General features: G+C 66.6%; 11 protein-coding genes. 8 read left to right on the top strand and 3 right to left on the bottom strand.

All coding sequences use genetic code 11. From position 1 onward, the window contains the following. Positions 1 to 35 precede the first annotated feature (35 nt). From DSM104443_RS16915 to DSM104443_RS16890, 6 genes are all read left to right on the top strand, one after another. Entirely contained in the window at positions 36 to 857 is an 822-nt protein-coding gene (locus DSM104443_RS16915) for an alpha/beta hydrolase family protein (RefSeq protein WP_171094332.1), read from the top strand. Positions 858 to 920: 63 nt separating this feature from the next. Then, the gene (gene pyrG, locus DSM104443_RS16910) at positions 921 to 2,591 is read left to right on the top strand and encodes a CTP synthase (RefSeq protein WP_171094330.1); all 1,671 of its coding nucleotides are present in this window, start codon (positions 921 to 923) and stop codon (positions 2,589 to 2,591) included. A gap of 93 nt (positions 2,592 to 2,684) precedes the next feature. Next, on the top strand, positions 2,685 to 3,521 hold the full coding sequence (gene kdsA / locus DSM104443_RS16905; RefSeq protein ID WP_171094328.1) for a 3-deoxy-8-phosphooctulonate synthase: 837 nt from the start codon (positions 2,685 to 2,687) through the stop codon (positions 3,519 to 3,521). Positions 3,522 to 3,592: 71 nt separating this feature from the next. After that, the gene (panE, locus tag DSM104443_RS16900) at positions 3,593 to 4,531 is read left to right on the top strand and encodes a 2-dehydropantoate 2-reductase (protein WP_171094326.1); all 939 of its coding nucleotides are present in this window, start codon (positions 3,593 to 3,595) and stop codon (positions 4,529 to 4,531) included. Positions 4,532 to 4,537: 6 nt separating this feature from the next. Then, a complete protein-coding gene (locus DSM104443_RS16895; RefSeq protein ID WP_171094324.1) occupies positions 4,538 to 5,050 on the top strand; it encodes a YdeI/OmpD-associated family protein in 513 nt (170 codons plus the stop codon). Further along, positions 5,047 to 5,544 carry a GNAT family N-acetyltransferase gene (locus DSM104443_RS16890; RefSeq protein ID WP_171094322.1) on the top strand — a complete coding sequence of 166 codons (498 nt, stop codon included), beginning with the start codon at positions 5,047 to 5,049 and terminating at the stop codon, positions 5,542 to 5,544. Before DSM104443_RS16895 ends, DSM104443_RS16890 begins: the two co-directional genes overlap by 4 nt. Here DSM104443_RS16890 and DSM104443_RS16885 read toward each other — a convergent pair. The 3 genes from DSM104443_RS16885 to DSM104443_RS16875 all read right to left on the bottom strand — a co-directional run bounded on the left by DSM104443_RS16885 (position 5,541) and on the right by DSM104443_RS16875 (position 12,553). Beyond that, positions 5,541 to 5,879, bottom strand: coding sequence for a hypothetical protein (locus tag DSM104443_RS16885; protein ID WP_171094320.1), 339 nt, complete (start codon positions 5,877 to 5,879; stop codon positions 5,541 to 5,543). The two genes, DSM104443_RS16890 and DSM104443_RS16885, sit on opposite strands and share 4 nt — an antisense overlap. A gap of 96 nt (positions 5,880 to 5,975) precedes the next feature. Beyond that, positions 5,976 to 8,555: a PQQ-dependent sugar dehydrogenase gene (locus DSM104443_RS16880; RefSeq protein WP_171094318.1), complete on the bottom strand. Its 2,580-nt coding sequence runs from the start codon at positions 8,553 to 8,555 to the stop codon at positions 5,976 to 5,978. A 38-nt stretch (positions 8,556 to 8,593) separates the two neighbouring features. Continuing rightward, complete coding sequence (locus DSM104443_RS16875; protein ID WP_171094316.1) at positions 8,594 to 12,553, bottom strand: Ig-like domain-containing protein; 3,960 nt, start codon at positions 12,551 to 12,553, stop codon at positions 8,594 to 8,596. Positions 12,554 to 12,696: 143 nt separating this feature from the next. Between DSM104443_RS16875 and DSM104443_RS21930 the strand changes: the two genes are divergently transcribed. Beyond that, positions 12,697 to 13,776: a hypothetical protein gene (locus tag DSM104443_RS21930; RefSeq protein WP_246232330.1), complete on the top strand. Its 1,080-nt coding sequence runs from the start codon at positions 12,697 to 12,699 to the stop codon at positions 13,774 to 13,776. A gap of 4 nt (positions 13,777 to 13,780) precedes the next feature. Then, a complete protein-coding gene (locus DSM104443_RS16870) occupies positions 13,781 to 15,394 on the top strand; it encodes a GMC family oxidoreductase (protein WP_246232323.1) in 1,614 nt (537 codons plus the stop codon). The last annotated feature ends 68 nt before the right edge of the window (positions 15,395 to 15,462 follow it).

Raw genomic sequence — 15,462 nt, 5'->3', positions numbered from 1 at the left:
TTAATTGTTGCACGGAACAAAGGCTTCTCCGACCGATGACTACCGCTACGCTCGATCCCGCTCGCGGCCGCGACGCGCTCCCCTTCCTCGACGACGCCCAGCCCACCCGGCCGCTCGTCATCCACACCTATCGGCCCGCGTCCCACGGGCCGGACGATCCGGTCGTGCTGGTGCAGCACGGCATCAACCGCAACGGCGACGACTACCGCGACTTCTGGATCGACGCCGCGGAGCGACACCGCCTGCTGATCGTGGCGCCGACCTTCCCCGCGGAGGCCTTTCCGGGGCCGGAAAGCTACAACAACGGGCTCGTGGTGGGCGAGGGCGGGGCGATCCGGGCGCGCGAGCAGTGGCTCTACGGAATTCCCGTGCGCGTGATCGGGGCATTGCGGGCCGCGGGCGTGACGCGCCGCCCGAAGGTGAGGCTCTTCGGCCATTCGGCGGGCGGGCAGTTCGTCCACCGGCTGATGGCGGTCGAGCCGCACGACGCCTTCGAAGCGGTGGCCCCGGCCAACTCCGGCTGGTACACGCTGCCGACGCTCGATCGCCCCTTCCCTGAGGGTTTGGGCGGCCTGGGCTTGGGATCGCCCGACCTCGCGCGCTGGTTCGCCTACCCGATGGTGATCCTGGCGGGCGACCGGGACGTCGACGTGAACGATGCCAACCTGCCGCGCGATCCCAAGGCGTTGGCGCAAGGCCCTACGAGGTATGCCCGTTCCGGCTACTTCCACGATTTCGCCCAGCGCGAGGCCGCCCGGCTGGGCCTGGAGTTCCGCTGGAAGCGCGTCACGGTGCCGGGCGTGGCCCACGACGGCGCGGCGATGTCGCGTGCTGCCGCTGCAATGTGGTTTGAATGAACGCCCGCGTTCCGCTCGCGTGAATATCCTGTAAAATTCACTTTTACCAGCACGGGAATCGTCATGACCAAGTATGTCTTCGTGACTGGCGGCGTGGTCTCTTCCCTCGGAAAGGGAATCGCAGCCGCCTCCCTCGCCGCGATCCTCGAATCGCGCAAGATCAAAGTCTCCCTCGTCAAGCTCGATCCCTACATCAACGTCGATCCCGGGACGATGTCGCCGTTCCAGCACGGCGAGGTGTTCGTGACCGAGGACGGTGCCGAAACGGACCTCGACCTCGGCCACTACGAGCGCTTCATCTCCTCGAAGATGAAGAAGGCCAACAACTTCACCACCGGCCAGATCTACGAGCGCGTCATCAACAAGGAGCGCCGCGGGGACTACCTCGGGGGCACCGTGCAGGTCATCCCGCACATCACCGACGAGATCAAGGCCTCGATCAAGAACGCCTGCAAGGACGTCGAGGTCGGCATCGTCGAGATCGGCGGCACCGTGGGCGACATCGAGTCGCTCCCGTTCCTCGAGGCCATCCGCCAGATCGGCATCGAGGAAGGCCGCAACAACACCTGCTATATCCACCTGACGTTGGTGCCGAAGCTGGCCAGCGTGGGCGAGATCAAGACCAAGCCGACCCAGCACTCCGTGAAGGAGCTGCGCGGCATCGGCATCCAGCCCGACATCGTGATGTGCCGCTCGGAAGAGGTGCTGCCCGAGGAGGAGCGCAGGAAGATCGCGCTCTTCACCAACGTGGACGTGCGCTCGGTCATCAGCGCGTACGACATGGACTCGATCTACAAGATCCCGTCCGCGCTGCATCGCCAGGGCCTGGACGAGATCGTCTGCCGCAAGCTGGACCTCGCTGCCTACCCGGCGGATCTCTCCGCGTGGGACCGCGTGGTCGACGCGCTGGAGAACCCGGAGCACCAGGTGGATGTCGCGATGGTCGGCAAGTACGTGGACCTCCAGGATTCGTACAAGTCGCTCTCCGAAGCGCTGATCCACGCCGGCATCCACACGCGCACCAAGGTGAAGATCCACTACGTCGATTCCGAGCAGATCGAGGCCAAGGGCACCGAGACGCTGAAGGACATGGACGCGATCCTCGTTCCCGGCGGCTTCGGCAAGCGCGGCATCGAAGGCAAGATCGCCGCGGTGAAGTACGCGCGCGAGAACAAGGTTCCGTACCTCGGCATCTGCCTCGGCATGCAGATCGCCGCCATCGAGATCGCGCGCAACAAGGCGGGCCTCGAGGGCGCCAACAGCACGGAGTTCGATCCGGACACGCCGCACCCCGTCATCGCGCTCATCACCGAGTGGCAGGACAAGGACGGCAAGGTGGAGAAGCGCGACGCCAGCTCCAACATGGGCGGCACCATGCGCCTGGGCTCCCAGGCCGCCACCGTGAAGAAGGGCTCGCTCGCGCACAAGATCTACGGCAAGGACGTCGTCTCCGAGCGCCATCGCCATCGCTACGAGGTCAACAACCACTACGCGGCCCGTCTCGAGGCGGCCGGGTTGAAGATCACGGCGAAGACGAAAGCGGAAGATCTTCCGGAGATGGCGGAGCTCGCGGATCACCCGTGGTTCTTCGGGTGCCAGTACCACCCGGAGTTCACGTCGACGCCGCGCGATGGGCATCCGCTGTTCACGTCGTACATCAAGGCGGCGCTGGAGCAACATCGCCTGCGCGTTCCCGAGCCTGCGCTGAAAGTCATCGGCGGCAGCGAAGCCTAGTCGTCGTTCCCTAATCACGTCATCCCCGCGCAGGCGGGGATCCAGCCTGGGCCCCCGCCTACGCGGGGGCGACGAATACTTCCGGTGTGAATCATGAAACTGTGTGGATTCGAAGTCGGACTCGAGAAGCCGTTCTTTCTCATCGCGGGCCCGTGCGTGGTCGAGAGCGAGCAGCTCCAGATGGATACCGCGGGCAAGCTCCAGGAGATGACGAAGGAGCTGGGCATCCCGTTCATCTTCAAGAGCAGCTACGACAAGGCCAACCGCAGCTCGGGCAAGTCGTTCCGCGGCCCGGGGATGGAGAAGGGCCTCGAGATCCTCGCCAAGGTGAAGAAGGACCTCGGCGTTCCGATCCTCACGGACGTGCACACCGAAGCCGAAGTGCCGATGGTCGCGAAGATCGTCGACGTGCTGCAGACGCCCGCGTTCCTCTGCCGCCAGACTGATTTCATCCATGCCGTCGCGCGTTCCGGCAAGCCCGTGAACATCAAGAAGGGCCAGTTCCTGGCGCCCGGCGACATGAAGAACGTCGTCGACAAGGCGCGCGAGGCGAGCGGCTCGGACACCATCATGGTCTGCGAGCGCGGCGCTTCGTTCGGCTACAACAACCTGGTCTCCGACATGCGCTCGCTCGCGATCATGCGCGAAACCGGTTGCCCCGTCGTCTTCGATGCCACGCATTCGGTGCAGCTACCCGGCGGCCAGGGCACGACGTCCGGGGGCCAGCGTGAGTTCGTCCCGGTGCTGGCGCGTGCCGCCATCGCGACCGGTGTCGCCGGCGTCTTCATGGAAACGCACCCGGATCCCTCGAAGGCGCTTTCCGATGGCCCCAATGCTTGGCCGCTGCCGAAGATGCGCGAGCTCCTGTCCGTGTTGAAAGAGATCGACTTCCTGGTCAAACAACGCGGCCTCGCCGAGCGTTCCCTGTAACTCACTCTTGTCGTCCCCGCGAAGGCGGGGACCCACTGGATTCCCGCCTTCGCGGGAATGACGAAAATCCCATGAAGATCCTGATCCTCGGAGCCGGCGGCATCGGCGGTTATTTTGGTGGCCGTCTCGTCGAATCCGGCGCGGACGTAACCTTCCTCGTCCGCGAGAAGCGCGCCGACCAGCTCCGCACGAGTGGCCTCATCCTCGAGAGCCCGAATGGCAACGCGAAGCTGCGCGTGAACACCGTGCAAGCCGACACGCTCAAGCCCGGCTACGACCTCGTGCTCTTCACCTGCAAGGCCTACGACCTCGATTCGGCCATGGACGCGATCGCGCCCGCCATGGTCGGAACCACCGCGGTGCTTCCGCTGCTGAACGGCTTGTCGCACTTCGAGAAGCTCGATGCGCGCTTCGGCGCGGCCAACGTGATCGGCGGCACCTGCATGATCAACGTGCAGCTCATGGGCAACGGCGCCGTGCGCCACATGGAGCCGCTGAACCGCATCGTGTTCGGCGAGCGCGACGGCAAGGAGTCGGAGCGCACGAAGGCCTTCGCGGCCGTCCTCGCGAAGTCCACGATCGACCACACGCATTCGAAGGACATCCTGCAGGACCTGTGGGAGAAGCTCTCGTTCCTCTCCTGCCTCGCCGCGACGACCTGCCTCTTTCGCGGCAATGTGGCCGAGATCATGGCGACCCCGGACGGCAAGGCGATCGTCGAGCGCTGCTTCAACGCGAACGTCGCCATCGCGAAGAAGGAAGGCAAGCCGCCGCGCGAGAAGGCCGAAGCCGGTTATCGCGCGCGCCTCACCGATCCCGCGGGCCTCGGCGCCGCGTCGATGCTGCGTGACCTGGAGGCGGGCAAGCCCGTGGAAGCCGACCACATCGTCGGTTTCATGCTCGACAAGGCCCGCAAGCACAAGATCGACGACACGGTGCTCGCCATCGCCTACACGCACCTCAAGGCCTACGAAGTGCGCCGCGCGGCAGGGCGCCTGCCGAAGCCCTGAGCCGCAATGTCGCGCTCGAAGCTCCATGCGTTCGAGGCGACCATCCGCAAGGTCGACATCAATCCGTATGTGCGCGTGCCGGCCGCCGTCGTGAAGGCGCTCCTGGTCGATGCGGGTCGCAACGCCGCGCCCCTGCCCGTGACGGGGACGCTGCAGGGCAAGCCTTTCACCGCGAACGTGGTTCGCTTTCGCGGCCTGTGGCGCCTCTATCTCAATGGCCCGATGCGCAAGGCCGGTGCCTGCGACGTCGGTGACGATGTCGCCGTCACGCTCCAGGCCGACAAGACGGAACGCACGACGCCCGTGCCGCCGGCTTTCGAGGCCGCTCTGAAAAAGAGCGCGAAGGCGCGAAAGGCCTTCGAGGCGTTGTCGCCCTACCGCCGCAAGGAAATCCTGCGCTACCTCGGCAGCGCGAAGCGCGCCGAAACGCTCGAACGCAACGTCACCAAGGCGATCGACTACCTCCTCGGCCGCCCGATCACCGGTGCGATCGCCATCACACGCATCTCTTCCACATGATCCTTCGACCCATCGCGCCCTCGGATCAAGCTGTGCTCTGGGACCTGCTGCACGTCGCACTCTGGGATCCCCCGCCCGCGGGCTTGAGACCGCGCGAGGTCCTCGACCATCCCGGCGTGCGCATCTACGCCGAGGACTGGGGCCTGCGGGAAGGCGACGTCGGCGTGATCGGCGAGATCGACGGCAGGATCGCAGGTGGCTGCTGGATGCGCCTGCTGAAGGATGGCGTCGGCCTGGGCTACGTGGACAACGCGACGCCGCAACTGGGCATCGCGCTCTTCCCCGCGTTCCAGCACCAGGGCCACGGGAAGGAACTCATGAGGGGTGCGTTGAAAGCGGCCAAGGCGCACGGCTACGCGCAGGTCTCGCTCACCGTGCATCCCGAGAATTCCGCGAGCCGCCTCTACGCGAAGTGCGGCTTCGTGGAACGCGAGCTGCGCCGTACTTACCGCCTCATGGTGTGCGAGCTGGGCCCGCGCCCGGCGCCGGCCTAGGACTTCGAGGCTTCCTGAGTCACGGTCGCTTCGTCGCCCGTCTCCAGCTCCACCATGTCCTTGTTGAAGAACATCTCGATCATCTTCACCTTGCCCTCGGGGCACGGCACTCCCTTGCCGGTGAGCTTGCCGGGCGTGCGCATCCTGAGGACGTACGTGTAGCGGACGGTCTTCCGGTCCTGGGACTCGATCGTCACGTTCCGGGGCTCGACGGCGGCGCAGTCGCTCCAGGCCGCATTCACGAGCTTCTCCATCTCCTTCGGGCCGGCCGTCCTGCCGCAGCCGCCGAGCACGGCGAATGCCGCGAGGCCGATCACCAGGTCTTGCATCCGCATGTCGCCGCTCCGGGTCGATTCACTTCACGGCGATTCTACCGACAGGCACAAAAAAACGCCGGCCCGAAGGCCGGCGTCCGTTGCGATGCTCCGGAGCTATTTCACGATGATGAGGTACATGCTCGAGCCGCTACCCCACGGTCCGAGCGACACCATCCCCGCGTTGAAGCGTTTGCGGAAGAGGCTGTACGTGCGGCTGGTGCCGTCGGCCTCGAGCGTCACGATGTTCTGGCCGCTGTCGACCCACGTCGCATCGATCCACGAAGGCTTCGGCCCGATGTCGTTGGCACCGACGTACACGTCCTGCGCGGCGCCGATCGAGAACGTCACGGCGGGATTCCCCGTGAAGGTCTTCGAGTCGTTGGCCGTGCGGATCCACGCCGAGCCCGCGACGAGCGAGGGAACGGTGGTGAACGTGAACGTGCGGTCGCCATAGACCTGGTTGCCGTTCTGCAGGTTGGTGCGGACCGACCAGTCGGCCGCGTTTGCCGTGTCCTTCACCGAGAGGTTGGTGATGGACACCACCGGAGGCGCCGAGCCGCAGCCCGTGATGCGACCGGCGCCCCAATCGGCATGGTCGTACCCGTTGCCGTCCCCGCCATCCGTGACCACCAGGCGGAGCTCCGTCTTGCCGGCGACGCTCACGCTGAGCGACTTCCGCCCCTCGCTGCCGCGCATGAGGCCGCTGTCGTAGGCGAGGACGTTGTCGAGGTAGACCTGGAACACGACGCTGCCGTTGTCGCCCACCTCGTCATCGATGCCCACGTCGGATACGAAGTTGCCCGAGCACGTGCCGCCGAGGTTGAAGCGGAGCTCAGAAGGCGCGTGCACCCCCAGACCCTTGTTGAACGGAATGCCGCCGATGACCATGGGCCGGCCGTCGGCTGCGCCTTGCTCGCCGTTGCTGCGGTCCTTCTCGTACGGGCCCCAGGCGTTGACGGGCGTCCCGATGGGCGTGAGCGAGGAGAGCTGCGTTCCGGGGTAGATATTGCGAGAGACGCTGTTCGTCGAGCCGCCCGAATCGCGGACCGTGAGGAAGACGCGCAGCCACACGTTCGCCTCGGTCTCGAAGTCGGGCACGGTGAACGAGCCGCTGGTGGCGCCCGTGGTGGCGGCGATGAACGGGTGCTGGTGGCTGTCGTGCTGGAAGTCCACCTGCCACGTGAAGGCGCTGGCCGGCAGGTTGCCGTCTTCCGGATCCGTGCCGGTCCCCGAGTAGTTGACCACGTCGCCGGACTTGAACTCCGTCGTCGCCGCGGGCAGGTTGATCGTGGCCACCGGGAAGCGGTTGGTGGTGACGGTGAGCGTCGCTTCGCTGGAGAACGTCGAGCCGAACGAGTTGGTCGCCGTCGCGCGGAAGCGCGCGGCGTTGTCGCCGGTCGCGGTGGCCGCGAGCGTGTACGACGTCGCCGTGGCGCCGGAGATGTTGGTGCCGTTGCGTTGCCACTGGTAGCTCGTGGCGCCGTCGGCCGCCACCGTGAACGTGACGGGGCTGCCCAGCACGATGGTCTGGCTCTGCGGGTTCAGCGTGATGCGCGGCGCCTGGCTCCCGGTGTACGTGATCTTCGAGAGCGTGCCGCCGCCCGGGTTCGGGTTGCCGGTCTGCTGGTTCCTCGCCATGTAGTACACGCCGCCGTCCGGCGCCACCGCGAGGTTCGTCGGGAAGCTGATGCCGGTCACGAAGGCCGTCACCGCCGCGTTGGAGGTGTCGAGCACGCGGATGTTGCCCTGGCAGAAGTCTTCGAACAGCACCTTGCCGACGTACGAAGCGGGGAACTGCGACGTGGTCGGATTGTAGAACGCGACACCCGTCACCGAGCAGCCGCCGGTGTTGTGGTTGTACGAGTAGAACGGCGGGTTGAAGTTGGCGTCGTTCTCCGGCCCTTCGTAGTTGGGCCAGCCATAGTTGCCGCCGCGGATGCCGTCGTTGATCTCTTCCCACGTGCCCTGGCCCACGTCGCCGATCATCATGCGGCCCGTGACAGGCTGGATGTCGAAGGCGAAGGGGTTCCTGTGGCCGATGTTCCAGATCGCCGTGTACGCGCCGGTGACGGAGACGTACGGGTTGTCGCTCGGGATCGTCCCGTCCTTGTTGATGCGCAGGATCTTGCCGAACGCGCTGGCGAGGTTCTGCGAGTTGGCGGTGGAGGGCGGCTGCGGGTTGTCCTCGTGGTTACCCACGGCGACGTAGAGCTTGCCATCCGGCGCGAACTTGAGCGCCCCGCCCATGTGCCAGCGCGTGGCCGAAGGCACGTTGGGCAGCTGGAAGATCGTGGTCGCGCTGTTGGCCACGATCGTGTCGTTCGCTTCGGTCACGCGAATGATGCGGTTGTTGCTCGCGGTGCCGTTGGTGATCGTGCAGTAGATGTAGACGAAGTGGTTCGTCGCGAACTGCGGATCGGGAACGATGCCGAGGCAGCCGCGCTCGTTGGTCGAGTCGACGTTCGGCACGCCCCAGAAGTTGGCGGCGAGGAGGACGTCTCCCTTCACGATGCGGATGATGCCGTTCTGCTGCATGGCGAGCACGCGGCCGTCGGGCAGCACGGTGAGCGAGGTGGGACTGGTGAAGCCCGTGGCGATCTGCCGGTCGACGAAGCCCACCGGGACGGTAGCCGCACCGGCCGTGAGGGCGAAGCCTGCCAGCAGCGCCACCGCTGCGATCAATCTGGCGAACATGATTCCTCCGTTATTGGGGGTGTTGCGTGCGCCGCGGGTTAGGGCTTCGCCATCACGAGATACATGCTGGCCGAGTTGTTCCAGGGTCCGAGCGACACCGTCCCCGGTGAGAAGCGCTTGCGATAAAGGCTGTAGGTGCGGCTGGTTCCGTCGGCTTCGCGCGTGACGATGTTCTCGGTGGTGTCCGTCCACGTCGCGTCGACCCACGAAGGCTTGGCGCCCGCGTCGTTCAACCCGACGATCACGTCCGCCGCCGCCGTCACCGAGAACGTCACCGTGGGATTGCCGGTGTACGACTTGGAGTCGTTGGCGGTGCGGATCCACGCGATGCCCGTGACCGACGCGGGCACCGTCGTGAAGGTGAACGTGCGGTCGCCGTAGACCGTGCCGCCCGCCTGCAGGCTGGCCTGGATCGACCAGTCGGCCGCGTTCGCCGTGTCCTTCACCGAGAGCGTCGTGATGAGGTTGCCGGTCGCGTCGCCCGTGTTGTCGAGCTGCTGCAGGTAGGCCACGAGCTGTTGCTGCTGCGTGGCGTTCAGCGACTGAGTGGTGCCATGGAGATTGTTCGGGTTCTGGGTCGTGATCACATCCAGCAGCGTCGCGGCGCTGCCGTCGTGCAGGTACGGTGCCGTTTCCCACACGCCCTTCAGCGTCGGCGTATCGAAGCCGGTGAGCGCCTGGTTCAAGCGACGCCCGGACGAAGCCTTGATCGTGCCCACGTTGTGCAGCACGGCCTGTGCGCTATCGGTGAAGTCCGAACCCGAGTGGCAGGTCGCGCACCCTTGCGAGGTGAAGAGCGCCTGGCCCGCGATCGCGTTGGCGGTCATCGTGCCGTCGGCGTTGCGGAACGGGCTGGGCCCCACGGTGTTGAGCGATCCCACGTAAGCCGCGAGCGCGTCGAGGTCCGTGCTGATGCCGGCCTTCGCGTCACCCAACGGCGTGTTGCGCGTGCCGGTGTTGAACTGCGCGTCCGTCATGAAGCCGGTGCCGAGGAAGGCGTTGCGGATGTCGTGCTCGAAGTCCTGGATCTCGTCGAAGTTCGCGGTCCAGTGCACGCGGCCCTGGCCGGTGCCGCGCCGGCCGGTGAGGGCGACCGTGTTGCGGAAGCCTTCGCCTCGGTCGGTGAAGTCCATCACGCGCCCGTCCTGCCCGCCGTCCTGGTGGCAGCTCGCGCACGAGATGTACTTGTCCTTGTTCATCCGCGCGTCGTCGGCGTTGTAGAAGATGCGCTTGCCGTTCAGCACGTTGGCCGCGAGCGTCTCGGTGGCGACGGTGTTGATGGTGGCGAGCTGCGAGTAGCTGTTCGACGTCGAGGCGAGGATGCCGCTCACGTCGTAGACCGTGACGCTGCGCGACATGAAGTTCTGCACGTAGAGGCGGCCGTTGGCCAGCAACATGCCCCGCGGAGCGCGGCCCACGTTCACCAGGCCGGTGACGATCTGCCGGTTGTACGCGTCGACCACTTCCACGAGGTTGGTGCCCTGCGTGGAGATGAACGCGTAGTCGCCGATCGGGCTGAAGACGACGGCGTTGGCCATGTCGCGGTCGTTGATGTCGATCCTCGCGGAGGCCACCTCGGCATTCGTCGCGAGGTCGAGCTGCGAGACGATCGTGCGGACGGTGGATTCGAACGTGAGCGGCAGGCCGTCGCGGAAGGCGCCGCGGAAGGTGTTGTCCTTCTTGGATGGCACCCAGGCGCGGGCGCCGTCGGGCTGGATCGCGAGCGCCCCGAGGTAGTTCGGGATGCCGCGGCCGTTGGATTCCGTGTCGGTGTTGGTGCTCGCGGCCAGCGCGAACGTGCGGGTGACGGCGAGCGTGGTGGTGTTCACCTCGACCACCTCGCCGCGCGTCGCGGGCGAGATGAAGCGGCTGATCAGGAGCCGCGTCGAGTCACCCGTGATCGCCATCGAGCGCGGCCACGGACCCACGGAGATCGTGCCCAGCACCGCGCCGGTCGTGGGGTTCAATTCTACGAGCTGGCCCGTGCCCTGCAGCGTCACGTAGGCCGCGTCGTTATCCGGGCTGAAGAGCACGCCGAACGGGCGCGAGCCACGCGCGAGCGTCACGGTCTGCGCCACGGCGCCGGTGTCGGGATTGAGGATGCTGATCGTCCCCGAGCCCTGGTTCGCGACCCAGATGCGTCCGTCCGGTGCCTGCGCGACGGTCTGCGGGTTCTGGCCGACGGCTTGCTCCAGCGCTTTCGTGTTGTTCGTGGTGTTGATCGCGGTGACGGTGTTCGTATCCGAGTTCACCGCCCAGACGCGATTGCGCGTCCCGTCGAACGCGAGCGTGCTGGTCGAGCGGGCCGGGATGGCCGTGGGCTGCGTGTGGATCGTCTGGTTGGCCGAGCAGCTTCCCGTCGATCCGTTGCTCACCGTGAGCTTGGCCGCGTAGTGGAAGGGCGTGGCGTAGGTATGCGTTGCGTTGGGCGAGCTGGAGAAGGGGGTGCTCGAGCCGTCGCCGAAATCCCACGCGTACTGCAGCGTTCCGGTGCCGGTGACGGTGCCCGGCGCGAACGAGACGCTGGTGCCGACGCGGGCCGGAGTGCGCGTGGCGAGGGTGCACGACACACCGGCCGTGCCGGCGGTGGTGAAGCGCGACGTGAACTGCGTCGGCACGCCGTTGCCGGCCCAATCCTTGATGCCGCCGGCGGTGACGACCACTTCGTAGGTCGTGCCGGGTGCGAGCTGCGCATCCGGCCAGAAATTCACGATCCCGGTCTGCGAGCTGTACTTGCCGGGCAGTGTCGCGCCGCCGAGGGGCCGCACGATGAACGTGGTGCTGGTGACGGTGCGCAGGTCCACCGAATCGGTGAGCGTGATGCCCACGCGGCTGGTGCGCGCCTGGTTCGTCGAATTGTTCTTGGGCGAAACCATGTTGACCGAGGGGCCGGTCGTGTCGCGTGCCGTCTGGTGCGGCACGAGCACGCTGCCGTTGCCGTGGTCGTTGCCGATGAAGACGAGGTTGCCGAGCACGGTGGCGAAGTCTTCGTCCCGGCTCGCGATGTTGGAGGTGCCCTTGCCCGCGATCGACGCGTCGGAGAGGTTCACCTTCGCGTAGTTGTTCGAGGCGCCGACGTGCGCGAAGCCGTCCTGGATCGAGACGTAGCCGCCCTTGCCGCCCATGTCGGCCGAGTGGCGGATCTCGGTGATCGAGGTCGGGTTGCTGATGTCGTAGATATAGAGGAAGCCTTCGCCGCCCGCGGCGATGATGCGGTCGCCGTTCACGGTCGCGCTGTAGATCGCGGGGCCGGTGGCCACCGAGCGGAGCAGCGTCGGATTGGACGGGTCGCTGATGTCCATCGTGACCAGGCCGCTGCGGTCCATGCTGCTCATCACGAGCAGGTTGCCGACCGCGAAGGTCGGGCCGACGCGGAAGCTGCCCCACGTGCTGGTGGGCACGGTGCGCACCAGCGTGGGGTTGCGCGGGTCGCTGGCGTTGATGACGTAGAGGCCGTTGCCCGATCCGCCGACATACACGTAAGGCGCCTGCCAGAAGGCCCACCACGCACCCAGGTCGTAGTCCGATTCCTGGATGCCGGGCAGCGTCATGTCCTTCAGCAGCACCGGGGAGGAGACGTTGGTCCAGTCCCAGAACTGCACGCCGCGGATCGACTGCACCACGGCATGGTGGCCGCCCAGGCTGTTGGTGAAGCCGAAGCCGTGCGGCTCGCGGATCGCCGATTCGTCGCGCTTCGACACCAGCACCGGCGAGCGCGGGTTGGAGATGTCGTAGAAGGCGAAGCCGCCGCCTGCGCGTCCCGAGTCCGGCGCGTAGATCACGAGCATGTAGCCGTCGTGCATTACCACCGCACCCTGGCCGCGCTCGGCGGTGCCGGCGAAGCTGTGGATCGTCGAGAGCGGCTTGAAGAGCTCGGCGGTGGTGTAGGTGAGGTTCGGGAGCCCCGGGCCCTGGGCCTGCGACGCGAACGGCGCGCCGAGGAGGGACAGCAGGCAGGCGAACGCGGATACGCGAAGCAACGCGCGAAGCGATGACATGGCGATTCTCCCCGAGCAGGTACGGCTTTGGAATATTTGTTCTAATTGCGCGACGAATAAGACCGTCTGTTCTATCTAAGCCCCATTTGCGGGCGGGTGTCAAGCGCGGCTAGCATCCTTAGCTCTTTCAAGAGGGAGGCTCGATGAAGGGTGTACTCGTGGCCATCGGCATCGCGGCCGTGGCGATCGGCGCGGCCATGTTCCTGCGCGACGGGCGGGATACGACGCCGTCCAAGGTGCCGAACATCAACGTCCGGGCCAGCGCCGCCGGGGGGTTTGCGCCGGAAACCGTGCTGCAGATCCGTCCGCAGGCCGCATCCGCGTCCAAACCCGCCGAGGCGTCGCGGCGTTCGGCGCTCGCCACCGAGATGGCGCTGCCGAAATCGTGGAAGGCCATCTACGACCGGCTCAAGAGCACGCCCGAAGGCCAGACGCCCGAAGGACTTCACTACCTCGCGACGATCCTGTCCGCCTGCGCGAACGTCACGGACCGAAAGACCCCGCGCCGCCCGAACCCGGGCTCGGACGAAGCGAGGGCGAAGTTCATGGCCTCGGTCTCCGAGAAGGATCCGAACCGCAAGGCCCGCCTCGCTGCGTTCGAGACGACGAACGGCACGGATCGTTGCGCCGACCTTCGCGACATCACGACTACCGAGGCCGAGATCAAGTCGCTACGCGAGCAGGCGGCCGCCGCGGGCGATCCCAAGGCGCGGGCGCAGCAGCTCGCGAACGAGATCTGGGCGACGGTCAAACCCTCGTCCGGCCCCGGCGCCGGCAACCTGCCGACGATCACGGACGCGCAGCTCGAATCGCTGCAGCAGCTCGCGCGCACCGGCGACCCCGCGGCCATGGTGACCGTTGCTTCCGTCCTGGCTTCCACGATGGGCGACATGTACATCCGCGCGGGCCCGAACGAGCAGCCGGTGGATGCGAGGACCTTCTACGACGCGTGGCAACTTGCCTCGTGCGAGTTCGGCGCTTCATGCGGGCAGGACAATCGCATGGTCTCGTACGGCTGCGCCTTCGAAGGGCGCTGCGGGGTCGACAACCTGCGCGACTACTACTTCTTCCATGGGCATTCGCCGGCGCAGTCCCAGACTGTCGGCGAATACTCGGCCGAGATCGTCCGCGCGATCCGCACCGGCGACTGGAGCTACTTCCAGTTCGTACGCGGCCCGCCGCCCAATCCGGGAAGCGTGTCGCGCTTCGGCAGCGGGCCGTAGGCTCGTGACCGATTACGACTACATCATCGTCGGCGCCGGCAGCGCGGGCTGCCTGCTCGCCAACCGGCTCACCGCCGACGGCAAGTCGAGCGTGCTGCTGCTCGAGGCGGGCGGCCAGGACAATTGGTACTGGATCGACATCCCGGTCGGCTACCTCTACACGATCGGCAATCCGCGAACGGACTGGATGTTCAAGACGTCGCCCGATCCGGGACTGAACGGCCGCCAGCTCGGCTACGCGCGCGGCAAGGTCCTCGGCGGCTGCTCCTCGATCAACGCGATGGTCTACATGCGCGGCCAGAAGAGCGACTACGACTACTGGGCCTCGCTCGGCAATCCGGGCTGGTCGTGGGACGAGGTGCTGCCGCTCTTCAAGGGGATGGAGGACTACTACGCCGGCGCCAATGAATTCCACGGCGCGGGCGGAGAGCTGCGCGTCGAACCGCCGCGCGTGCGTTGGGACATCCTCGATGCGTGGCGTGAAGCGGCTGCGCAGACCGGCATCCCGAAGATCGAGGAATTCAATCGCGGCGACAACTTCGGCAACGCCTATTTCCACATGAACCAGAAGCGCGGCGTGCGCTGGAGCGCGACCAAGGCGTGGCTGCGGCCCGCGCTGGGCCGATCGAACCTCACGCTGGTGCAGAAGGCGCACGCGAAGAAGGTGCGCATCCTCGTGAAGGACGGGCACAAGCGCGCTCAGGGCATCGACTACGTGGTGGACGGGCAGGGCGGCGACCAACACGCGAACGCGCGGAAGGCCGTGATCCTCGCCGCCGGCGCCATCGGTTCTCCGCAGCTGCTGCAGCTCTCGGGCATCGGGCCGGGCAAGCTCCTCGCCGGGCACCACATCCCGATGGTGCACAAGCTCGAGGGCGTCGGCGCCAACCTCCACGACCACCTGCAGATCCGCATGGTCTACAAGGTGGACGGTTGCGTCACGCTGAACCAGCGCGCGAACAGCCTGTGGCACAAGGCGCTGATGGGTGCGGAGTATTTCCTGAAGAAGACAGGGCCGCTCACCATGCCGCCCTCGCAGCTCGGCGCCTTCGCGAAGAGCGACGAGGACGAGCCCTCGGCGAACATGGAGTGGCACGTGCAGCCGCTCTCGCTCGACAAGTTCGGCGACGCGCTGCATGCCTTCGGCGCGATCACGCCCTCCGTGTGCAACCTGCGGCCGACCTCGCGCGGCCACGTGCACATCACCTCGACCGATCCGCACGCCGCGCCCGAGATCCTGCTCAACTACCTCTCCACGCCGGAGGACAAGCATGTCGCCGTGCAGGGCATGCGCTTCACGCGCCGCATCATGGCCGCCGACGCGATGAAGCCCCATTGCCCCGAGGAATGGCGGCCGGGGCCTGCGGTGGAGTCCGACGCCGATCTCGTGAAGGCCGCGGGCGACCTGGGAACGACGATCTTCCACCCCGTGGGCACCTGCAAGATGGGGCACGACCCGAGGGCTGTCGTCGATGAACGACTGCGCGTGCGGGGAATCGAAGGGTTACGCGTCGTCGATGCGTCGATCATGCCGCGCATCACTTCGGGCAACACCAACGCGCCGACGTACATGATCGCGGAAAAAGGCGCGCGCATGATCCTCGAGGATGACGGCTGAAATACCGCGGCGAACCGTGGTAAATATTTGTATCGCCGGTCGTCGCGCCGCCCGCTGCCGCGTTAGGC

The organism is Usitatibacter rugosus, from assembly GCF_013003965.1.
GTDB lineage: Bacteria > Pseudomonadota > Gammaproteobacteria > Burkholderiales > Usitatibacteraceae > Usitatibacter > Usitatibacter rugosus.
Note: the sequence above shows the minus strand (reverse complement) of the source record. Positions and strands in the feature narration are given on the sequence as shown.